This window comes from Streptococcus hillyeri (assembly GCF_003686955.1).
GTDB lineage: Bacteria > Bacillota > Bacilli > Lactobacillales > Streptococcaceae > Streptococcus > Streptococcus hillyeri.
This window is the reverse complement of sequence record NZ_RCVM01000006.1, coordinates 1-25910: the sequence shown is the minus strand read 5'-3', so window position 1 is coordinate 25910 and position 25910 is coordinate 1. Positions and strand designations below refer to the sequence as shown.

Genomic DNA, 25910 nt, shown 5'->3' with positions numbered 1-25910 from the left:
TTATTTTTTATTGAAAATATATTGTAAACTAAAATAATCTTTTTGAACATAGGGAATTGTTAACCCAATATTCATTAATTCATCTCCACCAAAACTAGCAGATAATTTCTCACAGTAATAGGTAGCTTCTGGATCTAAACCTTCTAATCGAACTCTAATAAAGGGAGCTTCTGGTTGTGATAAAATTTTGACAAAGGTAAATACAACTTGACTCTTATCTTTTGATATCAAATTGTAAGCATAGGTATTATCAGTTTTTTGTAAACGATAATAATCACCGAATTGAACAGTTTGACGAATTGATTTATAGGTTTCTACTTGTTCCGCAATCTCTTCTAATTCACTTGACTCTAATTGTGTCAAATCAAGTTCATAACCCAAATTTCCTAACATAGCAACATTTCCACGAGTTTCTAGTGGTGTGATACGTCCAACTTGATGGTTAGGAACAGCTGATACATGAGAACCCATGCTGATTGTTGGATAAATCAGACTAGTCCCTTCTTGAATTGATAATCGACCAATCGCATCTGTATTATCACTAGCCCAAGCCTGAGGCATATAGTAAAGCATACCTAAGTCATTACGACCTCCGCCTCCCGAACAACTTTCAAATAAAACATTCGGGAATCGCTGATTTAGCGTCTCTAAAATACGATACAGACCTAATATATAACGATGGTAAAATTCATGTTTTTCATGGTTAGCTTGATTCTCAGGAATATTTGTTATATTTCTATTCATATCCCACTTAACATAACCAATATTTGCAGAATTTAAAACATTTGAGACACTTTCAATAATATAGTCGCACACCTCATCCTGAGATAAGTCAAGCACTAATTGCTCACGACTATAAGTATGACCTCTTCCAGTAATTTGAATAGCCCAGTTAGGATGTTCTCTATACAAATCACTATCTTCTGAAACCATCTCTGGTTCAAACCATAGACCAAAAGTCATTCCTAAATCGTTAACTTTTTTAGCTAGACCTTTAAGACCATTAGGCAATTTTTCTCTATTTTCTACCCAATCGCCTAGCGAACAGGTATCAGAGTTTCGTTTACCAAACCAACCGTCATCAAGAACAAATAACTCAATACCAACCTTAGCAGCCTCAGAAGCTAGAGAAATTAATTTATCTTCGGTAAAATCGAAGTAAGTCCCTTCCCAGTTATTAATTAAAATAGGACGCTCTTTCTGAGCAAATGTTCCTCTAGTCAAATGGTGACGAATAAATTCATGACTATCTCTAGTCATTCCTGTAAATCCCTTATCTGTGTAAGACAAGATTGCTTCTGGTGATTGGAACTCTTGACCAGGTTCTAAGACCCATCTAAATTTCTCATCATTTAGGCCCATTCCCAGACGAGTAGTATGAATGGCAGTCGTTTCAGCAAAGGCTGTAAAATTTCCGCTATAAATCAGATGAGCAGAATAAATCTCTCCACTTTGCTCAGTCGCTTCTGGACTAGCAAGAGCTATAAATGGTGTACGTGAGTGACTTGAGGCCCCTCGAATACTACCAATACTATATTTTCCTTGAGTTAAGGGTGTCTTTGTCCATTCTTTCTCATAGCCATACCTACCAGTTAAAGTATGGACATCAAAGTCTTTATGAGGAAAATCCAAAGTGAAACTGAGTAATTTTTCAAGATGAATAGCTGTTTTTCCAGCTATAACCTTAGCTGACCGAGTAATGACATTACGCTCTTCAAAGACGCTATAAGATAAAACCACCGTAACATCTGACAGAGAATCATACAACTCAATTTCAAGTGTCTCAACCACATCCTCATTACCAAAACTAGCTGGTAGGCCTTTCAGATAATCTTTACCTTGATAAATTCTATGACTCTTGTACTTCAAATCTAATGCTGTACCATACTCATTAGACACCTCAATTGCAGAAGTTCTAAAATCTCCTAAACCATTACTACTAAACTCCAACGGCAACGTATCTAAGGAGAATGTTCTATCCTTACTTGTTGGATTTGGAGAAAATGCACGATCTTGATATGCTATTTTGTTATCATCACTAAAGTATTTTATTTTTTTCCCAAAATAACGATTAATAAGAAGATTATTCTCTAAAATTTGTATAACATACGAAAATTCTCGTGTTTTCAAATGAAAAAGCCGCTTACATTCCTTATATTCAATCATACTCTCTCTCCTTTTATGATTACATTATAGGACTTGAAAACGTTTTAATAAATGGAATTATGTTCTTATAATATGGTAAAATGTTAGGTGGAGGTGTTTTATGATTTTTTCTGAATTTCAAAACGATACGATTGATCTCAGCATTGACTTTTACGGTTTTGAACAATGTCTACCAAAATATGGATTTGGTCCTGCTATCCGAGAAAATTACGTTTTGCATTACATCGAAAGCGGAAAAGGGACATTCTATTATAAAGGAACTAAAACACAATTAAATGCAGGTGATTTATTTCTCCTAAAACCCAATGAATTAACCTACTACGAAGCAGATGAGCACGATCCGTGGAGCTACTACTGGATTGGGATAAGCGGAAGTAAAGCCACCGATTACTTTAACCTATCAAAAATTAACAGAGACGCTATCTTGATGACAACCAATAAATCAAAAACAAAGACAATTTATCGTTTAGTCAAATCAATCATTGAACAAAGCGAAAAAATGCAACACTCTGTTCCAAGCCAACTCCATCTCCTAGGCGGGGTCTATGAACTTCTTTTTAACCTTGCAACAATAGCACCAGAAATAAAACACAAGGAAATCCATCCCTCTGAACAGCTTTGCATCAATTGCCGTCGTATCATTGAAACAACCTACACATCAACCAACCTCACAATCCAAACAATCGCCGATACACTCAATGTTAACCGAAGCTATCTCACTAACACATTCGGTAATTATTTTAAAATATCTCCCAAAGAATACCTCAATCAAGTTCGAATGAAACGGGCAAAGTATCTCCTTGAAAATACTCAAGAACCTATCAAATTCATCGCCTATTCTGTCGGCTTTTCAGATCCTCTATATTTTTCAAAGGCTTTTAAACAGTATTTCAAAAAATCACCTACCAGCTTTCGCAAACCACAATGAAAATGGAGCCTTTTTGTGAGAGGCTCCTTCTTTTTTATTAATTCACATTCTCATAAACAAAAACAATTTCATATGTTTTTTCTTCACCAGGTTTCAAGAAAACTTGGTTAAAATTGTCATGGTTAACGGCATCTGGCAAATCTTGAGGCTCTATCGCAACACCTTCCTTCGCCTTGCCTACTAGTCCATTATCACGCGCAAAATAGACTCCATTTTCAAGTGAGTTCATCGTATAAATAACAACTCCTTGCCGCTCTGAGAAGATTCTAAGTTGATCGCCACTTTCTTCATCAGTTAAAATTACAATCGGCTCGCCAACTTTGCTATTAACCACCCAAGCATCATCGAAACCATCGTTTTTGGAAATAGCAGAGCTTAAATTTTGTCCTCCTCTAAAATCATAAGGAGTATTCGTCACATCTAAGAAATTTCCTGAAGGAATCAATTCATGATTCACTTCCAAAACATGATCTGCTCGAACTTCCAAGCGGTGCGTATGCAGATCCTGATACTGACTCAGATTAAAATATGGGTGAGTCGTTGGGTTAAAAAGAGTTGTCTCAGTAGCATTTTTTCCAGTGAAAGTCATCGTCAAACGGTTATCATCGCTTAAAGCAAAAGTAGCTACAACATCCATATCCCCTGGGTAACCATCAATCTCCTGCTTCGCCTTATAGCTAAATTTAACTGCTACAAATCCATCACCTTCAACAATTTTATAGTCCCAAACTTGGTTGTGAAATCCATTAGGACCACCATGAAGCGTATTAGCATTATTATTGACTGGTAATCGATGAACTTTTCCATCAATAGTCGCCTGACCATTTGCAATTCGTCCCGCTGTTCGCCCAATGGTATGAGCAGCATAGAGTGTATTTTTCCCATAATCATTAGGTTTATCAAACCCTAATAACAGATTTTTAGAGTCACCAGCACCTGTTGGTACCAAAAATTCTTGCCAGGTCGCTCCCAATGTTAAAAAACTTGCAGTAATTTGATTTTTATTGACTAACCGAATTTGAACAATTTCTTTACCATCAATAACCTCTAAAACCTTTGTTTCAACCGTCATAAAATAGCTCCTTTAATTTTTATAAGCTTATTTTACAACTCAGCATATTATCTGTAAAGAGGAAAATGTCGTTCAGGTATCATTTTTTGAAAACGATAACATTTTATTACAAAAGAAAAGAACCCTAAGGTTCTTTTCACACTAATTATTTAGCGATTTTTGCGAAGTACTCAAGAGTACGTACAAGTTGTGAAGTGTATGACATTTCGTTGTCGTACCATGAAACAACTTTAACCAATTGCTCACCATCAACTTCAAGAACTTTAGTTTGAGTTGCGTCGAACAATGAACCAAATGAGATACCTACGATATCTGAAGAAACGATTTGGTCTTCAGTGTAACCAAATGATTCGTTTGAAGCAGCTTTCATAGCAGCGTTAACTTCTTCAGCAGTAACTTTTTTGTCAAGAGTTGCAACCAATTCAGTTACAGAACCTGTTGGAACTGGAACACGTTGTGCAGCACCGTCAAGTTTACCGTTAAGTTCTGGGATTACAAGACCGATAGCTTTAGCAGCACCTGTTGAGTTAGGTACGATGTTAGCTGCAGCAGCGCGAGCACGACGAAGGTCACCACCACGGTGTGGTCCGTCAAGAACCATTTGGTCACCAGTGTAACCGTGGATTGTTGTCATAAGACCTTTTTGTACACCAAAGTTGTCGTGAAGAGCTTTAGCCATTGGTGCAAGACAGTTTGTAGTACATGAAGCACCTGAGATAACTGTTTCAGTACCGTCAAGAATGTCGTGGTTAGTGTTGAAAACAACAGTTTTAACGTCGTTTCCACCAGGAGCTGTGATAACAACTTTTTTAGCACCATTTGCATGGATGTGTTGCTCAGCTTTTTCTTTAGAAGCAAAGAAACCAGTAGCTTCAAGAACGATTTCTACACCGTCAGCAGCCCAGTCAATGTTAGCTGGTTCGCGTTCAGCAGAAACTTTAACGAATTTACCGTTAACTTCAAATCCACCATCTTTAACTTCAACTGTACCGTCGAAACGACCTTGAGTTGTATCGTATTTCAACAAGTGAGCAAGCATGTTTGGATCTGTAAGGTCATTGATACGAGTAACTTCAACACCTTCAACGTTTTGGATACGACGGAAAGCAAGACGACCAATACGTCCGAAACCGTTAATACCAACTTTAACTACCATGTGTGATTTCCTCCTTATGAAAATCAAGTAAATATTTTTATTAAGGGTTACCCCTTTAGCAATTGTGAAAAGCTTAACTTGAAAAGGTACAAGCAACTTTCAACATATCTATTATATAACTTATAAGAAGAAAATGCAAATTCTTAAACCGCTTTCCTCTGCTTTTTTTGTTAGTCTTTTCACAACATAAAAAATTCATTTATTCTCACTTTATACTTAACAAAAATAAAAAATTACTTTTTGTTTCTTTCTTAAAAGTGCGGACGCTCAAAAGGTCTGGGAGACCTTTTGAGCGCCCCACACCACATTAGGAGAAGTGCTAACAAAAATACTAAATAAAAACTAATTGACTTTAACTTCTAAGCTCAGGCTGAAACTGTCCACTGGACAGTTTCATTAATAAGAATACCACTATGGCGGAAGAAGCTCTGGAAAATCAATCCATTTATTGGTTCTTGATTTGACTTAAACTGCTAATTTTGATTTTGGATGAGTATTATTTTTGACAGAGACCTTCTAATAATCTCTAAAGCTACAACCACAAAAAAGCACCTACACTAGGCAGGCGCTTTGGAGAATTATTCTCCTTTGTTTTTCTTAATGATTTCTTCTTGAACTGACTTAGGAACATCTTCATAGTGGTCAAATACCATCATGAATGTACCACGTCCTTGAGTTGCAGAACGAAGAACTGTTGCGTAACCAAACATTTCAGCAAGCGGAACGTAAGCACGTACAACTTGTGTGTTACCACGAGCTTCCATACCGTCAACACGTCCACGACGAGCTGTCACGTGCCCCATAACATCACCAAGATTATCTTCTGGTGCTGTGATTGTAACAAGCATCATTGGCTCAAGGATAGCTGGTTGTGCTGATTTAGCAGCTTCTTTAAGAGCAAGTGAAGCAGCGATCTTGAAGGCAGTTTCAGATGAGTCGACATCGTGGTATGAACCATCGTAAAGTTTAGCTTTAACGTCAACCATTGGGTAACCAGCAAGAACACCGTTTGCCATAGATTCGATCAAACCTTTTTCAACCGCTGGGATGAATTCACGTGGAACCACACCACCGACGATAGCGTTCTCGAACTCGAATCCTTTACCTTCTTCATTTGGTGTAAATTCGATCCAAACATCACCGAATTGACCTTTACCACCAGATTGGCGTTTGAAGAATCCACGAGCTTGAGTTGATGCACGGAATGTTTCACGGTAAGATACTTGAGGAGCACCTACGTTAGCTTCAACTTTGAACTCACGACGCATACGGTCAACAAGGACGTCAAGGTGAAGTTCACCCATACCTGAGATAACTGTTTCACCAGTTTCAACGTTAGTTTCAACGCGGAATGTTGGATCTTCTTCAGCAAGTTTTTGAAGGGCAACACCCATCTTGTCTTGGTCAGCTTTAGATTTAGGCTCAACCATCAATTGGATAACTGGTTCTGGAACGTTGATTGACTCAAGGATAACTTTCGCTTTCTCATCAGTCAATGAGTCACCAGTTGTTGTATCTTTCAATCCAACTGCAGCGGCGATATCACCAGCGTAAACAGTTTCAATTTCTTGACGGCTGTTTGCGTGCATTTGAAGGATACGTCCGATACGCTCACGTTTACCTTTAGATGTGTTCAATACGTATGAACCAGAGTTAAGAACACCTGAGTACACACGGAAGAATGTCAAACGACCTACGAATGGGTCAGTCATGATCTTGAAGGCAAGGGCTGCAAATGGCTCTTCGTCAGATGCTGGACGAGTTTCTTCTTCGTCTGTATCTGGGTTGATACCTTTGATTGCAGGGATATCAATTGGGCTTGGAAGGTAGTCAATAACTGCATCAAGCATCAATTGAACACCTTTGTTTTTGAAGGCTGAACCACAAAGTACTGGGAAGAATTCAACGTTGATAGTCGCTTTACGGATACCAGCTTTCAATTCTTCGTTAGTGATTTCTTCACCTTCGAGGTATTTCATCATCAATTCTTCATCAGTTTCAGCAACTGCTTCAACCAATTTTTCACGGTATTCATTTGCTTGATCAACATATTCAGCTGGAATATCTTCTTCAAGGATATCTGTACCAAGGTCATTAGTATAGATTTCAGCTTTCATTTTGATCAAGTCGATGATTCCACGGAAGTCATCTTCTGAACCGATTGGCAATTGAATTGGATGAGCGTTAGCTTGAAGACGGTCATGAAGTGTGCTTACTGAGTAAAGGAAGTCAGCACCGATTTTGTCCATTTTGTTAGCAAATACGATACGTGGAACACCGTATTCAGTCGCTTGACGCCATACTGTTTCAGTTTGTGGCTCAACACCTGATTGTGAGTCAAGAACTGTTACCGCACCATCAAGTACGCGGAGTGAACGTTGAACTTCGATTGTAAAGTCAACGTGTCCTGGGGTATCGATGATGTTAACGCGGTGACCATCCCATTGTGCTGTTGTCGCAGCAGAAGTGATTGTGATACCACGTTCTTGCTCTTGCTCCATCCAGTCCATTTGTGATGCACCTTCGTGAGTTTCACCGATTTTGTGGATTTTACCAGTGTAGTAAAGGATACGCTCTGTTGTTGTTGTTTTACCGGCATCGACGTGAGCCATGATACCGATGTTACGAGTTTTTGCAAGTGAAAATTCGCGTGCCATTAGGTTATTTCTCCTATAAAAATTTGTTTACGTTTTATTATAGCATATTTTAACAAAAACGGATAGGCAGAGGCCCACCCGTTTTAACGTTTATGCGTTAAATTGAACTCGACTTGAGAGCGAACGGTCAAAAAGATAAATCTTCCTAGACTTTTCTTGACGCCCTCGCATCCTGTTCTTAGTTGAATTTTAGCTACAAATGTCTGCCAAGAAGATAAAATTTCCTAGAAACTGAGATTCCTGCGTCAATTTCCCTATTTTGGCTAGTATTTGTTTAACGCTAAAATATCCTATCTTACCAACGGAAGTGAGCAAACGCACGGTTAGCTTCAGCCATTTTGTGAGTATCTTCACGTTTCTTAACTGATGCACCTGTGTTGTTAGCAGCATCCATGATTTCTTTTGCAAGACGATCTTGCATAGTGTGTTCACCACGTGCACGTGATGCGTTTACCAACCAACGAAGACCTAAAGTTGTACGACGCTCTGGACGAACTTCAACTGGGACTTGGTAGTTAGAACCACCGACACGACGAGCGCGAACTTCAAGAACAGGCATGATGTTTTCCATAGCTGTTTCGAATACTTCGTTTGCATCATTACCAGTAGCTTCTTTGATTGTTTCAAAAGCACCGTAAACGATTGACGCAGCAGTACCACGTTTACCGTCAAGCATAACACGGTTGATAAGACGTGTTACAAGTTTAGAATTATATAATGGATCTGGCAAAACTTCACGTTTTGGAGCACGGTTTTTACGACTCATTTATCTTATCTCCCTTCCTTATTTAGCGCCTTTAGGGCGTTTAGCACCGTATTTAGAACGGCTTTGTTTACGATCAGCAACACCTGCAGTATCAAGTGCACCACGAACGATGTGGTAACGTACCCCTGGAAGGTCTTTTACACGTCCACCACGGATAAGAACAACACTGTGCTCTTGCAAGTTGTGTCCGATACCTGGGATGTATGCAGTAACTTCGATAAGGTTGCTCAAACGTACACGGGCAAATTTACGAAGGGCTGAGTTAGGTTTTTTAGGTGTCATTGTTCCAACACGTGTTGCAACACCACGTTTTTGTGGTGCAGAAACGTTTGTTTGAACTTTACGGTGACTGTTGTAACCAACGTTAAGTGCTGGTGATTTAGATTTTTCAACTTTTGATTGACGTGGTTTACGTACCAATTGGTTGATAGTAGGCATCTACATTTCTCCTGTGTTTTTTTAATTCTGGTTGGAAAGAGCGTTTGGTGACAACCTCAATCCTGTGTGTACTTTTGCAACATTTGTCAGCACGTCTCTGTACACTTTTGAGAGACCAAAAGTAAAAAGTACCGTCTAATATAATATCAAATACGGTACTTTAAGTCAACTATTTTTTCTTAGAAAATCATTTTATTTCGCTTTATTTTGTGGGAAAAGCAAGGCTTGGTTTGGCGTTAAGAGATAAGTCAGCAAAATGTCCGTTTTCATATTCAACAACGCTTGCTAAGGCAATCATTCCTGCATTATCACCACAGAGACGAAGCGGAGGAATAACGACATCGATATCAGTAATTTCTTTCGCCAATCGCTCTCTAAGTCCTCGATTAGCCGCCACACCGCCTGCAACAACCAACTGCCTAACAGGATAACGTTCTAAAGCTTTTTTCGTTTTTGCCAATAAAATGTCTAGCACTGCTTCTTGAAAAGAGGCACATAAATCTTCTGTTACTAACGTTTCTCCTTTTTGAGCAGCATTATGATGGAGATTGATAAAAGCTGATTTCAGACCAGAAAACGAAAATTCTAGGTGATCTTCTTTAATCATTGCTCGTGGGAAATTGTAAACATCTTGACCTTTGTGTGCCAACTCATCGATTTCACGACCTGCTGGATAGGTCAAGCCCATAACACGGCCGACCTTGTCATAGGCCTCACCAACTGCATCATCTCTGGTTTCACCGACAATTTCATATGCGCCAGCTTTTTCCACGTAAACCAACTCCGTGTGGCCACCACTGACCAAAAGCGCCATCAAGGGATATTGGAGTTCCTGCGTCTGATTCGCAGCCATCAGATGCCCTGCCATGTGATTAACAGGGATTAGCGGGAGATTGTGAGCCCACGCAAAAGCCTTTGCCGCAGCCATACCAACCAAGAGAGCTCCTACCAACCCTGGACCATAGGTTACCGCCACCGCCGACAAGTCTTTGGGTTCGATACCTGCCTCTGTCAAAGCATCCGCAATACAAGTTGTAATCACTTCAACATGATGACGGCTGGCAACTTCAGGTACCACACCACCAAACCGTTTATGACTCTCAACCTGACTGGCAATAATATTGGTTAATAATTCTTTATCATTTTTGACAATTGCCACACTCGTCTCATCACAAGAGGACTCAATGGCTAAAATATATCTATCTGTCATAATTTAAGCAAGAAGAATCTCTCAGATTCCCTCGTTATTTCCTTTCTCTTCTCATTAAAATCGCATCTTCAATCGGATTGTGATAATACTCTTTACGACGTCCAATCATTTCAAAATGGTATTTCTGATACAAAGCCTGCGCGGGTAAATTACTTTCTCTCACTTCCAAAAAAACAGTTTCAGAACGTTCGTCCAACTGTTCCATCAAGCGTTTTGCAACTCCTTGACCTTGATATTCTTTTCGCACTGCAATATTGGTAATTTCTAGCTCTCCAACTAGATTTTGAATAGATAAAAAACCGCCAAGCTGACCGTTCATGTATTCAAAAAAATAATCCGTATTTTCCTGTTCTAAGTCAGTAATAATCTGTTCGAGATTCCAAGGAGAAGTTCCATAGACGTCTGTTAAAACCTCGAAAATTTCACTTGCCCTATCTCTCATCTTACACTCGCTTAATATAAGTTGTCTCAACTTCTTGATTCGTTTTAAGCCAATTTTCCTCTGCTTCTACTTTTTTCAGATATTCTGGGACAAAAGCATGCGCTGAAACTGGCGATAAAGATTGACCAATTTTTCCAATCGTCGTAGCCGATGGCAAGGTCGGTTGAATACTCGCATTTGGCAGAGCTTCAACAATTTGGCTTCGAAATGCTTCCACTTCACCAACAAAAGTCACTTGAGCCATATCTTTTAGCTGATCTAAAAGTGTTGTAAAATTGATGTGACAATCTTGTTGTACTGCTCTGCCATTTTCATAAAAACCAGCATAAACGTTATTCCGACGAGCATCCATTACAGGAACTACTAAGCCTTCTATTTTGGGGCACAGCGCTTGTAGACTTGACACACCGACCAAATCAATATCAAGTGTGTAAGCCATTGTCTTTGCCGTTGCTACAGACACACGAAGCCCAGTGTAAGATCCTGGTCCTTGTGCAACGGCAATACGATCCAAGTCAGTTGGCACCCAATCAAGTTGCTTCATCAGAAAATCAATTGTTGGCATCAAGCTAATGCTATGATTTTTTTTGATATTAAGTGTTTGTTCTGCCATTACCTTGTCGCCATTTAAAAGAGCGACCGATAATGCTGTACTTGAGGTATCAAATGCTAATACTTTCATTGTTCTTCCTTTGATATAATCTTTTTCAATTATACCATAAATCACAAATACGAACCTTTGCAAAGATTTTCAATTGATTTTTTTACTCAAAACAGACTTTATGATATAATTATAATAATTGTAAACTCGGGTAAAAATTGATTAGACTGATCTTAACATAAAAATCATTCAAAACAAGGCTAGTTTTGGAAGGCTTTTTGCACAGTCAGCCCGCTCAAAAGAAAGGAAATCTAATGATTTATAAAGTATTTTATCAAGAAACCAAAAACCGTAGCCCTCGTCGTGAGACGACTAAATCTCTCTATTTAGAGATTGATGCTCAAACAGAACTGGAAGGACGCATCAAAGCCCGTAAGCTAGTTGAAGAAAAAACTGCTTATAATATTGAGCACATCCAACTCTTGGATGATAAATCACTTGCCTACGAAAAAGAAACTGGCGTATTCAACTTAACGGAGCTTTAATATGTCTAATATCAATCTAAAACCACATGAGGTTGGGGTTTATGCGATTGGTGGTTTAGGTGAAATCGGAAAAAATACTTACGGTATTGAATATCAAAACGAGATTATTATCGTAGATGCTGGTATTAAATTCCCAGAAGATGATTTACTTGGCATCGACTACGTTATCCCAGACTACTCTTACATCGTTGAAAACTTAAACCGTGTTAAAGCCTTGGTGATTACTCACGGGCACGAAGACCATATCGGCGGTATCCCATTCTTGCTCAAGCAAGCTAATGTCCCAATTTACGCTGGACCACTTGCTCTTGCATTAATTAAAGGTAAACTGGAAGAACACGGCTTACTTCGAGATGCGACTCTTCACGAAATCAATCACAACACTGAGTTAACCTTTAAAAATCTCAGCGTAACCTTTTTCCGCACAACTCACTCAATCCCAGAACCACTAGGTATTGTTATCCACACTCCTCAGGGTAAGGTAGTTTGTACGGGAGATTTCAAATTTGACTTCACTCCTGTAGGGGAACCAGCTGATTTACACCGCATGGCAGCACTTGGTGAGTCAGGTGTCCTCTGTCTGTTGTCAGACTCTACAAATGCTGAGGTGCCAACTTTTACCAATTCTGAAAAAGTCGTTGGGCAATCAATCATGAAAATTATCGAAGGTATTGATGGACGTATCATTTTCGCTTCCTTCGCTTCAAATATTTTCCGTCTCCAACAGGCTGCAGAAGCTGCTGTTAAAACCGGGCGTAAAATTGTTGTCTTTGGTCGCTCTATGGAAAAAGCCATCATCAACGGTGTTGAGCTTGGCTACATCAAAGTCCCAAAAGGTACAATCATTGACCCTAGCGAGATGAAAAACTACCACGCTAGTGAAATCCTCATTATGTGTACAGGTTCTCAAGGGGAATCCATGGCTGCGCTAGCACGTATTGCTAACGGTATGCACCGTCAAGTGACCTTGCAACCAGGTGATACCGTTATTTTCTCATCAAGTCCAATTCCAGGAAACACAACTAGCGTTAACAAACTCATCAACACCATTCAAGAAGCTGGTGTCGAAGTTATTCACGGTAAAATCAATAACATCCATACTTCTGGACACGGTGGACAACAAGAACAAAAACTCATGCTCCGCCTGATGAAGCCAAAATTCTTTATGCCAGTACACGGTGAATACCGCATGCAAAAAGTCCATGCCGGACTAGCAGTTGATACCGGCGTTCCTAAAGAAAATATTTTCATCATGGAAAATGGTGACGTACTTGCTCTGACTAAAGATTCAGCTCGTATGGCTGGAAAATTCAACGCGCAAGACGTTTATGTAGACGGAAACCGTATCGGTGAAATCGGCGCTGCAGTCCTTCGTGACCGTAAAGATTTATCTGACGATGGTGTCGTACTAGCAGTTGCTACCGTTGATTTCAATTCAAAAATGATATTGGCTGGTCCAGATATTCTCAGTCGCGGCTTTATTTACATGCGTGAATCTGGCGACCTTATCCGCGAGAGCCAACGCGTGCTATTTAATGCTATTCGTATCGCACTTAAGAATAAAGACGCTAGCGTTCAAACCGTTAGTGGCGCTGCGGTCAATGCTCTCCGTCCATTCCTGTACGAAAAAACAGAGCGTGAACCAATTATCATTCCGATGATTTTAACACCCGATGAATAGACTATTTCCGAGTTCTTACGAACTCGGTTTTTTCACGCTCAAAAAGCTCTCCGTCATAGAGAGCTTTTATTTTTTATACTTAACCAAATTCAAAAATTACTTTTTGTTTCTTTCTTAAAAGTGCGGACGCTCCAAAGGTCTGGGAGATCTTTTGAGGTGGGAAATAGAGTTGACAAAGTCAACATCAAAAACCTCCTTTGGAGTTTCATTGCTAGATTTGAACCTACTTTTCTCAGTAGATGATTGGATGTACTTGTTGACTACTCAACAGCGTCCAACCTAATCATCCTTGCGGGGAACTACTACGAAATTGACTTTCAATTTCTGTAGTTCTCCCAAAAATCCGTTCTTATCAAGCCAATTGCCCTCGCTCTTTGATTTCTAAGCTTGGGCTGCAGCTGTCCACTGGACAGTTTCACTAATAAGAATACCACTATAACGAAAGAGACATTTTTTCTCGCTACGCTCTCAATGATATTAGAGATTCTAAAATGCTAATTTTGATTTTGAATGAGCATTAATAAATATCAAGGTAATTATCAATTTCCCATTGTGAAACAAAGGTTGCGTATGATGCCCATTCTATACGTTTAGCTTCTAGGAAGTTGTAGTAAATATGATCACCAAGAGCTGCTCTCACAACATCATCTTCTTGTAAAGCTTTAAGTGCATTGTGTAACGTAGAAGGTAAATCAATAATACCTGCTTCTCTACGCTCTTCAGCAGACATCGCATAAATATTTGTTTCAATCGGAGCTGGTGCTTCAATTTTATTTTCAATACCATCAAGTCCAGCCTCTAAGAGAACCGCAAGGGCAAGATAGGGATTAGCCATTGGGTCAACCGAACGAAGCTCCAAACGCGTTCCCATTCCACGTGAAGCTGGAACACGAATCAGCGGTGAACGGTTACGACCAGCCCATGCAATGTAAACTGGCGCTTCAAAGCCTGGAACCAAACGCTTATATGAGTTTACAGTTGGATTAATGATAGCCGTATAGTTGTAGGCGTGTTTCATCAAACCACCTAGGAAATAATAAGCATCCTCTGACAATTGCATTCCGCGTGGATCTTCTGGATCAAAGAAGGCATTCTCTCCTTTATCATTAAAGAGAGACATGTTACAGTGCATCCCACTACCTGCAATACCATATTTCGGTTTCGCCATAAAGGTCGCATAGAGCCCATGTTTACGAGCAATGGTTTTAACAACGAGCTTGAAAATTTGGATGTTATCACAGGCTTTTAAGACATCTGCATATTTGAAATCAATCTCGTGCTGACCAACCGCCACTTCATGGTGGCTCGCTTCCACTTCAAAGCCCATTTGCGTCAAGACATTCACGATTTCACGACGCGTATTATCTGCCAAGTCAGTCGGAGCAAGGTCAAAATAGCCACCTTTATCATTAACTTCAAGGGTTGGATTTCCTTGTTCGTCCAATTTGAAAAGGAAAAATTCTGGTTCTGGTCCAAGGTTAAATGACTTGTAGCCTACTTTTTCCATGTGACGCAAAGCCTTTTTAAGATTTCCACGAGGATCCCCAGCAAATGGCTCACCTTCAGCTGTATAGATGTCACAAATCAGACCTGCAACAGCCCCATTTTCATCTCCCCAAGGAAAAACTGTCCAAGTATCTAAATCAGGGTAAAGATACATGTCTGATTCGTTAATACGGACAAACCCTTCAATTGAGGAACCATCAAACATGGCTTTGTTTGATAACACTTTTTCCAACTGCTCTTCAGTCGCAGGAATTTCGACGTTTTTCATTACTCCAAGAATATCTGAAAACATCAAACGAAGGAAGGTGACATTTTTCTCTTTGACTTCACGACGGATGTCAGCTGCTGTGATTGTCATTTAAATTCTCCATTTTAATAAATCTTGATGCGCTATAGGCGCATACCACCAAATTGCGTACTAGGAGCTCCGAATCCCGCTTGAGTACGAAGTTCATCCTGTAAAAGTCGTCGAACATCAGCGTCTGTTAGAGCTTTTTTCTGTTGACTCTTAGTTTTTCTAGCCTCGTACTCACGCTTAATCGCCGCCATGTTAAGTCCTTCAGACAAGAAATCCTTAATCTCTAAGAGACGATCCATGTCATTTAATGAATACATGCGCCGATTACCTTCAGTACGTTCAGGCAAAATTAAACCTTGATCTTCATAATAGCGAATTTGCCTCGCCGTTAAATCCGTTAATTTCATAACGGTTCCAATAGGAAACACTGCTAACGTTCGCCTTAGTTCTTTTTCTTTCACAAAAATACTCCTGTTACTCTTACATTATAGGGGTTAAAAAAATGTCTGTCAAGTATTTATGTCACATTTTGTGACATCATTTTGAATTATTTTCTTTTCTGGATTAAAGTTCGTATTTTGTCAACATCTGCATTGACCAAAATTGCAATAAAAACACCGATAAAGGTTTCAAAGACCCTGACAATTGCATACTGAATCGGGCCACCAGATGGAGTGGACAAGGTAATAATCAAAAGAGCAGATACACCACCAATAATCCCTGATTTATTATTCATTGCCACATTGGTCATAATCGTCAGCATGGTACAAATAGGCACAAAAATCAAGAAAACCCACGATTGTCCATGAAGAATTTGAGACACAACAAAGAAAGCCACCGCATAAAGACCTCCGATGGTATTTCCCAAAATACGAGAACTTCCAAAGTGTAAACTCTGCCCAAAATCCTCACGTAGGCTGAAAACTGCCGTCAGGGCCGCGATATTTGTCCCTTCCCAACCTAAAAATTGAAACAGTAAAATAACTAAAAAAACTGATATTCCTGTTTTCAAAGTCCTCATCCCCAAACGAAACTTTTTAGGGTCAAAACGATAATTTTTAAACATAAGATTATTTTAACATGAACGAGAAGATTTTTGGGATAAATATGTTAGATAAAATAAATTCAACCTCTTTCTCAAAACATCCCAAAATTATTGATACAGACATTTCATATTTTTTCTCCTTGCACAAACACACGCCCTGCACAGCATTAATTTTTCTTCTTTAAAAAGAACATCACATAGATAAACCGTAGCAATTGAATAATCAGAAAGAGTGTTATTGCCACCTGAGCAATTTGCTTTGCAAGTTGGTTAACAACCAAATGATTATATCCATCTACATTGACTTTATCTTCAAAAGTCATAATAATGACAAAAAGGTAGCAAATACAAAAAAATGAAACTAAGTGAAAAAAAGTTTGGCACAGATTTAAAGCACGATGATTCCACAAATTCAAACTGTAATAAGGTAATATCCACTGTAAGAGAGCCATTCCAAAGGTAACCAATACAATAACTAGAAACATCGTTGAAAGCCAATAGCTAGTAACAAAACCAACGCTATAACTGATTAAAACAAAAGATACACAGAACATTATCCTCTCAAAGACACCGGTCAATTGAAATATCTGTCGACTTCCTTTTAGCATCCAAAGAATTAAAGACACCATCACCGCAAGAATAAAATAGTTAATAATCAACATACTCAAATCTCTTTTCTCTTTGTTGTAAACAGTTATTATTTTTATAGCGCTCAAATATTACTAGTCTTATATTTTTATTGCAATACAGAATAGATAAATTAGAAATAGCACGTCTTGCCATCAGTATAACATAATTGTATAAACAAAGAGAGGCCGTAACCCCTCTTTAAATCTCCTATTTTTCAGCAAGATCTGCCAATCTGGTAATACTTTACACCTTGCCAGATTTTCTAGTTCGCTACGCGTCACAGAAACTCTACGCCATGCACAGAGGCTGGGCAAAAAGTCTAAAAATAGCAAATGACTTAGAGTAACGTCGTCAAAAAACGTTGATTCTAAGCCATTTTATTTTGTTCAATTTTTAACAGCAAGGCGGAAATTTGAGTCTTGCCCAACCTCTAGCCTTCATTTTTGAACGCAGTAGCTGAATAGCAGTTCACTTCATTTCATTTGTGACCAACCTATTCAGCCTTGCGGGGGTGCGTCTACGAAATCAAAGATTTCTGACTTACCGCCTATTTTTCAGTTAATGCTGCAAGTCCAGGGAGAACTTTATACCTTGCTAGATTTTCTAACTCGCACTGCTTCGTAGAAACTCTACGCGATGTACAGAAAAAAGAGACCTGCGTCTCTTTTTTCTAGCCTTCAAGGCCTATTTTTCTGTCAATGCAGAAAGACCTGGTAAAACTTTACCCTCTAACAATTCCATACTTGCGCCTCCGCCCGTACTAATCCATGAGAATTTGTCTGCACGACCAAGGTTGATAGCAGCTGCTGCTGAGTCACCACCACCGATGATTGATTTCACGCCTGGTTGTTTAACGATAGCATCCATCACACCGATTGTACCAGCTTGGAAGTCTGGGTTTTCAAAGACACCCATAGGACCGTTCCATACAACTGTTTTTGCACCAGTCAATGCTTCGTCAAATTTAGCGATAGATTTTGGACCGATGTCAAGACCAAGGAAGCCTTCAGAAACAGCTTCACCTTCAGTATCGCGAACAGTTGTGTAACCTGCGAATGAGTCAGCTTCTTTTGAGTCAACTGGCAGGACAAGTTTACCATTTGCTTTTTCAAGAAGTGCTTTCGCAACATCCAATTTGTCTTCTTCAACAAGTGAGTTAGCGATTTCGATACCTTGTGCTTTGTAGAAGGTGTAAGTCATACCACCACCGATAAGGACTTTATCAGCTTTTTCAAGAAGGTTTTCGATAACACCGATTTTATCTGAAACTTTTGAACCACCAAGGATAGCCACGAATGGACGTTCTGGAGTTTCAACAGCTTCTTGGATGTAAGCAATTTCGTTTTCAAGAAGGAAACCAGCAACTGCTTTTTCAACGTTTGCTGAGATACCAACGTTTGATGCGTGCGCACGGTGAGCAGTACCGAATGCATCGTTTACGAAGATACCATCACCAAGTGATGCCCAGTATTTACCAAGCTCTTCGTCATTTTTAGATTCTTTTTTGCCGTCAACATCTTCAAAACGAGTGTTTTCAACCAAGAGAACTTGCCCATCTTCAAGAGCGTCGATAGCTGCTTCTAATTCAGCACCACGAGTAGCTCCTGGGAAAGCAACCTCTTGACCAAGTTTAGCAGCCAAATCAGCAGCTACTGGTGCAAGTGATTTACCAGCTTTATCAGCTTCTTCTTTCACACGTCCAAGGTGTGAGAAGAGGATTGCACGACCACCTTGTTCGATGATGTATTTGATTGTTGGAAGTGCCGCAGAGATACGGTTATCGTTTGTGATAACACCATCTTTCAAAGGCACGTTAAAGTCAACACGGACAAGAACTTTTTTACCTTTAAGTTCTACGTCTTTAACAGTCAATTTAGCCATTAGTAAGCTCCTTAAATTTTTAGTTTACTCGTTCATTATATCACAAAATGTTCAAAACTGCTAACATTCTGCCACAGTTTCTCGCTTTTTCATTTCTTCTGATGATAACTGACAAACCCCTGTCTTTTTGGTAGAATAGATAAGCACTAAATTGCACAAGACTGTATTTCTTGAAAGCGAGGAAAAAATGACAGATTATCCTATTAAGTACCGTCTCATTAAGACGGAAAAGCACACGGGTGCTAGACTTGGTGAAATCATCACCCCACACGGTACCTTCCCTACGCCAATGTTCATGCCTGTTGGGACACAAGCCACGGTTAAAACGCAGAGCCCCGAGGAATTGAAAGAAATGGGATCAGGTATTATCCTTTCAAACACCTATCACCTTTGGCTGCGCCCTGGGGATGAATTGATTGCCCAAGCTGGCGGATTACACAAATTCATGAACTGGGACCAAGCCATCCTAACAGATAGTGGTGGTTTCCAAGTCTACTCACTTGCTGATAGCAGAAATATTACTGAAGAAGGGGTAACCTTTAAAAATCATCTAAACGGCTCAAAAATGTTCCTCTCTCCAGAGAAAGCGATCTCTATTCAAAACAACCTTGGTTCTGATATCATGATGAGTTTTGACGAGTGCCCTCAATTCTACCAACCTTACGACTACGTCAAAAAATCAATTGAGCGTACCAGTCGCTGGGCTGAGCGAGGCCTTAAGGCACACCGTCGTCCACACGATCAAGGCTTATTTGGTATCGTTCAGGGAGCCGGCTTTGAAGACCTTCGTCGCCAGTCAGCTGCTGACCTTGTCAGCATGGACTTCCCAGGTTACTCTATTGGGGGACTTGCTGTTGGCGAAACGCACGACGAAATGAATGCCGTTCTTGACTTCACCACACCACTACTTCCTGAAAATAAACCGCGTTATTTGATGGGAGTTGGGGCACCAGATAGTTTGATTGATGGTGTTATCCGTGGTGTTGACATGTTTGACTGTGTCTTACCAACGCGTATTGCTCGTAATGGTACTTGTATGACCTCATTCGGTCGCCTTGTGATCAAAAATGCTCAATTTGCAGAGGATTTCACGCCACTTGATCCAGAATGCGATTGCTACACTTGCAAAAACTACACACGCGCTTATATCCGTCACTTGTTGAAAGCCGACGAAACCTTCGGTATCCGTTTGACAAGTTACCACAACCTCTACTTCTTGGTTAACTTGATGAAAAAGGTTCGTCAAGCTATCATGGACGATAACCTTCTTGAATTCCGTCAAGATTTCATGGAGAAATACGGCTATAACCGTTCAAACCGTAATTTCTAAACAACGACGTTTGGGGCACTGCTTGTCTCAAACGTTTTTTAACACACTGTCATCACTACTACAGGAGGCTTTCATGACTCAAGACTATATTTCATACATTCGCTCCAAAGTTGGACACGATAAGATTTTCCTAACCTTTGCGGCTGGTATTCTCACGGATAACTGCGGAGCTATTTTGCTGCAAAAGCGTGGGGACAAGGGCACTTGGGGACTTCTTGGTGGCTGTATGGAGCTAGGTGAAAGTTCCGTCGATACGTTAATTAGGGAATTTAAAGAGGAATCTGGTATTGCTATTATTCCCAAACGCCTGCTCAATGTCTATACGAATTTTGAAGATTCTTACCCCAATGGCGATGTCGCTCAGACAGTCGGAATTGTTTATGAGGTTGAAGCCAAGGAACCTTACGACATTAGCACCTTTTCAAACCAAGAAACCTTAGAGCTCCGCTTTTTTACTCAGGAAGAAACCAAGCAGATCACTATCGTTAATACCCAACACCAACTGATTTTGGATGAGTATTTTGCCCAAATCTTCCAACTAGGAAACTAGGAGGTACTTATGACCAAAATAGAACTACTAGATTATCTCCATAACTACCTTTCTGATGGTCAAAGGCACACTGTCCGTATTTTCGGACATGGCGGAGCAGGTAAGTCCACTTTTGCTAAGAAATTGCTGGAGATACTGCCTAGCGATAAGGTAAATCTTCTTGAAACAGATCCCTATATCATCAACGGAGAACTCAGGCAGCTGGTTTCTCCAAAAGCCTTTCCCAATCAAAAAGTGACAGCTAGCATGCCTATATCTCACGAGCTTAATAGCCTAAAAAGAGACATCACAGCCTTACAAATGGGGATGGACATCTTAACCATTGATGAACCTTGGGCGCCTAGCCGTATCCTTAAAGGCAGTAAACCTATTCTCATTATCGAGGGAATGTCTGCCGGCTTTTTAGAATAAGACACTTTTTGACTTGAGCATCGCACTGGTAACAGACGAAGAGACTGAGCTAAATCGCCGTCTCGAACGTGACACCAAAGTCCGAGGCCGACAAACTGACTTTGTCTTACAAGCACATCTTGCCAGGCGCCAACAGTATGAAACTTATTACAAATCCCACGAAGACTCTGCGGATATTATCATGTCGCAAATCGAACAACAGACAATAGTTATATCCAAAAACTAACATTACCTCTGTATGCATCATTTTTCAGAGGTTTTCTTTTTGTTTTTGTTAACCGATATTTAAAATTAGGTTGACACGGAAGATAAAAACCTTTAAACTATGACTTATGGAGATTAAAGGACTTGATTTAGATTCAGCTGGGCGTTGTCGTCATTATCATACATCCTGTGATATAGTGGCATTAAAGTGTGCTACTTGTCAACATTACTACGCTTGTTATCATTGCCATGATAGTTTGGAAAATCATCATTTTCAAGCTTCCAATGTCACTAGTGGCAAGCCAATTCTGTGCGGTAACTGTATGACTTATTTAGATTTTATAGACTATCAAACCGGTAGTTGCCCCAACTGTCATCATCCTTTTAATCCAAATTGTAAAGCACATTATTCTATTTATTTTAAAGGAGTTTAGTTTTATGTCAACCAAAGTAAGAGATCTAGTTTACATCGCAATGATGGCTACTCTAATCATCATTCTGGGTAATATTCCTGGTATTCCATTAGGGTTCATTCCAGTACCTATTGTCCTACAAAACCTTGCTATTATGTTAGCAGGGGTTCTATTAGGTGCCAAACGCGGTACTCTCTCTGTCTTACTCTTTCTCCTCTTGGGGACGATCATTCCTGCTTTCTCTGGCGGCAGCAATACTATTCCAGTCCTTATGGGGCCAACAGCAGGTTATGTCGTCTCTTGGATTGGTGTCCCACTTTTAATCGGAACTGGATTGTCAAAACTTCCCACTAAGAATCCCATTCTAACATTTGTTATTATTTGTCTTGGTGGGGTTTTATTCGTTGATGTTTTGGGAGCAATCTGGCTGGCGCATATGACTGAAATGACCCTGGATGCTGCACTCTGGGCAAACCTAGCTTTCATCCCAGGAGACACCCTAAAAGCAATTGTCGCAACGCTTGTTGCTGTGAAATACAGCCACGTTGTCAAAAATAGCAATTCATAATCACTTGAATTTGTTGTAATACATCTCTGCTTTCAACTTGCCGTACTTGCAACTCATTCATTCGACGATATAATCATTAAAGGCACCGGTTTGTTAACCGAGTGCCTTTTTACTATTAACTAACTTGGTATTTTCCTTCTTTTAAGTCTTTTTCTAATTGTAATCGTTGGATTTTCATGGTTGCCGTACGTGGTAGCTCGTCATAATCAAGAAGAATCGGTGCATTCAAGAACGGAAGTTCTGATACTGCCTGCCACCAAGCATCCATATCCATTGCTCTGCCTTTTTCCAAAGCAATAAAGGGCTGAGGTTTACCATGTTGATCACGAACCAGTACAACCTCTGCTAAGAAAGTCAGTTTATCCAGTAACATATCTTCAAGTGCGAGGTTACTATCTATTTTATCAATGAGGTCAACCTGTCTGTCCTTAAGGAAAAGATGGCCATCTTCATCCATACAGCCATAGTCGCCACTATCCCACCAGTCTCCATAAACATTATCTTGGAAACGCTGGTCTTCTTTGAAATAGGTCAGCGCACGCCCTCTTGAAAAGAGTTGGATGTGCCCATCCTGACCAACCGGCAAAGAATTTCCCTTGTCATCAGTAATGCGCGCTTTGGTCAATTCTCCCAAGCCAACACCCATATCACGGGCATTTGAATGTTTCAAACTTTCTCTTGTATGAGGTTTTAAAATCATTGGTCCACACTCACTTTGACCGTAGATTTGAAGGAAAATGGCTTGCGCATTGTCAGACGCTTCTAGAAAAGCCAACATGGTCGCGTTGTTAATGGCATCAAAAGTTGAGTGATAATAATTTGTCTTTGCAAAAACTGCTGGATGTTCACGTGCGATTGTTGCCCACTGTACAAAATGATTTGGGTGAGTTTCAACAGCTTGGGGCTGGTACTTGAGAAAGAGACGTTCAACTGTTTCGCGGTCAGTATTTGCCAAAGGAAGAAGCGGGAAGCCCATAATCATCAAAGAGGACATTCCGATATTAAAACGTGAATGTACCGGTGAAATTTGAAAACCAACAATACGGCGTTCTGGCATATGATTTAGGATGGTTTTTTGATATTTTGTACGCCAGCCCATAGTATTTGCCGAGTGACAAATTAATTTAGGAATTCCAGTCGTCCCAGAAGTATGTGTGATATAAGCAATCTGATCATCTGGAAGCGGACTGAAAGATACTTCAAGAGCATCAGTTGTTAACAGTTTCTCAATTGAAATCTTATGAACATCAGAAATGTTTTCAACCTCAGCCACAACAGCTGCCGTCACATCATCAAAAATGATAAAGGGATTTTCTAGACGATCCGCAAAGACTGAAATAACTTGGCTGTTAAAGTGATAAGAAACCATAACCGGCACCGCACCAAGGTAAGTGACTGCAACAGCCAACATATAAGTGTCAAAAGCCTGACCTTTAAAAATAATCACCTTATCTGATTTTTTAATTCCAAGGTGCGCCAGCTGTTTTGCACGCCTAACGATGGCATCATGACTGGCAAGATAAGTCGTTTCTGTCCCCAATTCAGGAAAAGCTATTGCAGGTTGATCAAAAATGATTTCACAATCAGGATAAGCCTGACTAGCTTCTAGATAATTTTGATACAAATTCATGGAACGATAAGGAAATAATTCTGTCATTAGAGTACGCTTTCTTTATACTTTTTTCACAATTATAGCAAAAACTCACCCAGTTTTCTAGGTGAGTTTCTAAGATTATAAGCTGTTTAGCATGTTATCCAAATGTTTAATCGCTTTTTCACGACCAAGCAAGAAAATTGTATCTGGCAATTCTGGACCGTGCATTTCTCCTGAAACCGCAATACGGATTGGCATGAAGAGGTTTTTCCCTTTGATGCCTGTTTCTTTTTGAACAGCTTTGATTTGTGGGAAGATATTTTCTGTTACAAATTCCTCGTCAGATAGAGCTTCTAATTTAGCTTTAAAGGCTTCAAGAACTGTTGGAACAGTCTCACCTGCCATCACTTCTTTTTCTGCCTCAGTTAATTCTGGGAAATCAGCGAAGAAGAGATCTGTCAAACCAACAATTTCATCTGCTGATTTCAATTGTGGTTTATAAAGTTCAACTAATTTTTCAGCCTTGTCTGTCAAGCGACCTGCTGCTTCTAAGAAGGGTTTACAAAGGGCAAATACCGTTTCAAAATCAGCATTTTTAAGGTAGTCATTGCTCATCCAATCCAATTTCTTCTGGTCGAAAGCTGCTGGTGATTTAGACAAACGATTTTCATCAAAGAGCTCAATCAATTGCTCACGAGAGAAAATCTCATCTTCACCACCTGGGTTCCATCCAAGAAGGGCAATGAAGTTGAAGACCGCTTCCGGAAGGTAACCTTTTTTGCGATAATCTTCGATAAATTGAAGCGTATTAGTGTCACGTTTTGAGAGTTTTTTACCTGTCTCAGAATTGATGATGAGGGTCATGTGACCAAATTCTGGCGCTTCCCAACCAAGAGCTTCGTACACCATCAATTGTTTTGGCGTGTTAGCAATATGGTCATCACCACGGATAACGTGTGAAATACGCATGTCATGGTCATCGATCACCACAGCAAAGTTATAAGTTGGGTAACCATCTTTTTTCTGGATAACCCAGTCACCACCGATATTGCCCCCCTCAAAAGTGATTTCACCTTTGACCATGTCATTCCATTTGTAGATACCAGCTTCATTGACAGCCAAACGAACTGTTGGAATCACACCTGCTGCCTCACGCTCTGCGATGTAGGCTGCTTTTTCTTCTTCAGACATGCCAAGGTATTCATTGATATAGCGCGGTGTTTCACCTGCTGCCTCTTGGCGCTCACGCTCAGCGGCTAATTCTTCTTCTGTCACATAAGACTTGTAAGCCTTGCCTTCTGCTAAGAGTTGGTCAATATATTTTTGATAAAGCTCCAAGCGTTCTGACTGGCGATAGTTTTCATGCGTTTCTGGACTTTCATCCCAATCAATCCCTAACCAGCGTAGGTTTTCAAGTTGCGAACGCTCACCATCTTCAACATGGCGCTTACGGTCCGTATCCTCAATACGAATAAGGAAAGTTCCGCCATGATGACGCGCATAAAGGTAGTTAAAAAGGGCAGTACGGGCATTCCCGATGTGCAATAGTCCAGTTGGACTTGGGGCATAACGTACACGAATTTCGTTAGACATTGTTTTCTCCTGTATAGTTTTCAATCTTTAATATTATAGCATATTCCGACACTTTGGGTGAATTATTTTATATAGAAAACGCATTTGAAACATGGAAAGGTAATTTCCCAAAGTAATTTCCACTTTAGCTTTCGAAGTGGAAATTAGTCTAAAACGGATTTTTATGGTGGAATTAAGTCTGAGACGTTTGTGTTAGAAATGAGTCCTTACTATGACAAAATATAA

General features: G+C 39.9%; 23 protein-coding genes and 1 pseudogene. 8 read left to right on the top strand and 16 right to left on the bottom strand.

Annotation, left to right across the window (positions count from 1 at the left end):
* Positions 1-2166, bottom strand: a complete 2166-nt coding sequence (locus EAF07_RS04335; RefSeq protein WP_121835069.1) for an alpha-galactosidase — start codon at positions 2164-2166, stop codon at positions 1-3.
* A 100-nt stretch (positions 2167-2266) separates the two neighbouring features.
* On the opposite strand from EAF07_RS04335, the gene EAF07_RS04330 reads away from it, so the two are divergent.
* Positions 2267-3094 carry an AraC family transcriptional regulator gene (locus EAF07_RS04330; protein WP_121835068.1) on the top strand — a complete coding sequence of 276 codons (828 nt, stop codon included), beginning with the start codon at positions 2267-2269 and terminating at the stop codon, positions 3092-3094.
* 37 nt (positions 3095-3131) lie between these two features.
* Here EAF07_RS04330 and EAF07_RS04325 read toward each other — a convergent pair whose 3' ends face one another.
* The 8 genes from EAF07_RS04325 to tsaB form a co-directional block, all read right to left on the bottom strand.
* Complete coding sequence (locus EAF07_RS04325; RefSeq protein WP_121835067.1) at positions 3132-4166, bottom strand: aldose epimerase family protein; 1035 nt, start codon at positions 4164-4166, stop codon at positions 3132-3134.
* A gap of 145 nt (positions 4167-4311) precedes the next feature.
* The gene (gap, locus tag EAF07_RS04320; RefSeq protein WP_121835066.1) at positions 4312-5322 is read right to left on the bottom strand and encodes a type I glyceraldehyde-3-phosphate dehydrogenase; all 1011 of its coding nucleotides are present in this window, start codon (positions 5320-5322) and stop codon (positions 4312-4314) included.
* 578 nt (positions 5323-5900) lie between these two features.
* A complete protein-coding gene (fusA, locus tag EAF07_RS04315; RefSeq protein ID WP_121835065.1) occupies positions 5901-7979 on the bottom strand; it encodes an elongation factor G in 2079 nt (692 codons plus the stop codon).
* A 295-nt stretch (positions 7980-8274) separates the two neighbouring features.
* Positions 8275-8745, bottom strand: a complete 471-nt coding sequence (gene rpsG / locus EAF07_RS04310) for a 30S ribosomal protein S7 (protein WP_121835064.1) — start codon at positions 8743-8745, stop codon at positions 8275-8277.
* Positions 8746-8763: 18 nt separating this feature from the next.
* The gene (rpsL, locus tag EAF07_RS04305; protein WP_121835063.1) at positions 8764-9183 is read right to left on the bottom strand and encodes a 30S ribosomal protein S12; all 420 of its coding nucleotides are present in this window, start codon (positions 9181-9183) and stop codon (positions 8764-8766) included.
* 202 nt (positions 9184-9385) lie between these two features.
* On the bottom strand, positions 9386-10393 hold the full coding sequence (gene tsaD / locus EAF07_RS04295; RefSeq protein ID WP_121835062.1) for a tRNA (adenosine(37)-N6)-threonylcarbamoyltransferase complex transferase subunit TsaD: 1008 nt from the start codon (positions 10391-10393) through the stop codon (positions 9386-9388).
* Between the two features lie 34 nt (positions 10394-10427).
* Positions 10428-10835 carry a ribosomal protein S18-alanine N-acetyltransferase gene (rimI, locus tag EAF07_RS04290; protein ID WP_121835061.1) on the bottom strand — a complete coding sequence of 136 codons (408 nt, stop codon included), beginning with the start codon at positions 10833-10835 and terminating at the stop codon, positions 10428-10430.
* A 1-nt stretch (position 10836) separates the two neighbouring features.
* Positions 10837-11517 (bottom strand): tRNA (adenosine(37)-N6)-threonylcarbamoyltransferase complex dimerization subunit type 1 TsaB, encoded by a 681-nt coding sequence (gene tsaB, locus EAF07_RS04285; protein ID WP_121835060.1) that lies wholly within the window; start codon positions 11515-11517, stop codon positions 10837-10839.
* A gap of 233 nt (positions 11518-11750) precedes the next feature.
* Between tsaB and EAF07_RS04280 the strand changes: the two genes are divergently transcribed.
* Positions 11751-11981 carry a DNA-dependent RNA polymerase subunit epsilon gene (locus EAF07_RS04280; protein ID WP_121835059.1) on the top strand — a complete coding sequence of 77 codons (231 nt, stop codon included), beginning with the start codon at positions 11751-11753 and terminating at the stop codon, positions 11979-11981.
* A 1-nt stretch (position 11982) separates the two neighbouring features.
* Positions 11983-13662, top strand: coding sequence for a ribonuclease J1 (gene rnjA, locus EAF07_RS04275; protein ID WP_121835058.1), 1680 nt, complete (start codon positions 11983-11985; stop codon positions 13660-13662).
* Positions 13663-14179: 517 nt separating this feature from the next.
* On the opposite strand, the gene glnA is transcribed toward rnjA, so the two are convergent.
* From glnA to EAF07_RS04250, 5 genes are all read right to left on the bottom strand, one after another.
* Positions 14180-15526 (bottom strand): type I glutamate--ammonia ligase, encoded by a 1347-nt coding sequence (gene glnA / locus EAF07_RS04270; protein WP_121835057.1) that lies wholly within the window; start codon positions 15524-15526, stop codon positions 14180-14182.
* A 32-nt stretch (positions 15527-15558) separates the two neighbouring features.
* The gene (locus tag EAF07_RS04265; RefSeq protein WP_121835056.1) at positions 15559-15927 is read right to left on the bottom strand and encodes a MerR family transcriptional regulator; all 369 of its coding nucleotides are present in this window, start codon (positions 15925-15927) and stop codon (positions 15559-15561) included.
* 86 nt (positions 15928-16013) lie between these two features.
* The gene (locus tag EAF07_RS04260) at positions 16014-16532 is read right to left on the bottom strand and encodes an FUSC family protein (RefSeq protein ID WP_121835055.1); all 519 of its coding nucleotides are present in this window, start codon (positions 16530-16532) and stop codon (positions 16014-16016) included.
* Positions 16533-16678: 146 nt separating this feature from the next.
* A complete protein-coding gene (locus EAF07_RS10595) occupies positions 16679-17173 on the bottom strand; it encodes a hypothetical protein (protein WP_121835054.1) in 495 nt (164 codons plus the stop codon).
* Between the two features lie 652 nt (positions 17174-17825).
* Positions 17826-19022, bottom strand: a complete 1197-nt coding sequence (locus EAF07_RS04250) for a phosphoglycerate kinase (RefSeq protein WP_121835053.1) — start codon at positions 19020-19022, stop codon at positions 17826-17828.
* A gap of 187 nt (positions 19023-19209) precedes the next feature.
* On the opposite strand from EAF07_RS04250, the gene tgt reads away from it, so the two are divergent.
* From tgt to EAF07_RS04225, 5 genes and pseudogenes are all read left to right on the top strand, one after another.
* Positions 19210-20352, top strand: coding sequence for a tRNA guanosine(34) transglycosylase Tgt (gene tgt / locus EAF07_RS04245; RefSeq protein ID WP_121835052.1), 1143 nt, complete (start codon positions 19210-19212; stop codon positions 20350-20352).
* 73 nt (positions 20353-20425) lie between these two features.
* Positions 20426-20902, top strand: coding sequence for an NUDIX hydrolase (locus EAF07_RS04240; RefSeq protein WP_121835051.1), 477 nt, complete (start codon positions 20426-20428; stop codon positions 20900-20902).
* Positions 20903-20911: 9 nt separating this feature from the next.
* A pseudogene (locus EAF07_RS04235) lies at positions 20912-21539 on the top strand (uridine kinase family protein).
* Between the two features lie 106 nt (positions 21540-21645).
* Entirely contained in the window at positions 21646-21951 is a 306-nt protein-coding gene (locus tag EAF07_RS04230) for a CHY zinc finger protein (protein ID WP_121835050.1), read from the top strand.
* A gap of 4 nt (positions 21952-21955) precedes the next feature.
* Positions 21956-22498, top strand: a complete 543-nt coding sequence (locus EAF07_RS04225; RefSeq protein ID WP_121835049.1) for a biotin transporter BioY — start codon at positions 21956-21958, stop codon at positions 22496-22498.
* A 115-nt stretch (positions 22499-22613) separates the two neighbouring features.
* Here the strand turns inward: EAF07_RS04225 and EAF07_RS04220 are convergent, their stop codons facing one another.
* Positions 22614-24155, bottom strand: a complete 1542-nt coding sequence (locus EAF07_RS04220; RefSeq protein ID WP_121835048.1) for an AMP-binding protein — start codon at positions 24153-24155, stop codon at positions 22614-22616.
* A gap of 75 nt (positions 24156-24230) precedes the next feature.
* Positions 24231-25685 (bottom strand): glutamate--tRNA ligase, encoded by a 1455-nt coding sequence (gene gltX / locus EAF07_RS04215; RefSeq protein ID WP_121835047.1) that lies wholly within the window; start codon positions 25683-25685, stop codon positions 24231-24233.
* Positions 25686-25910: the final 225 nt, after the last annotated feature.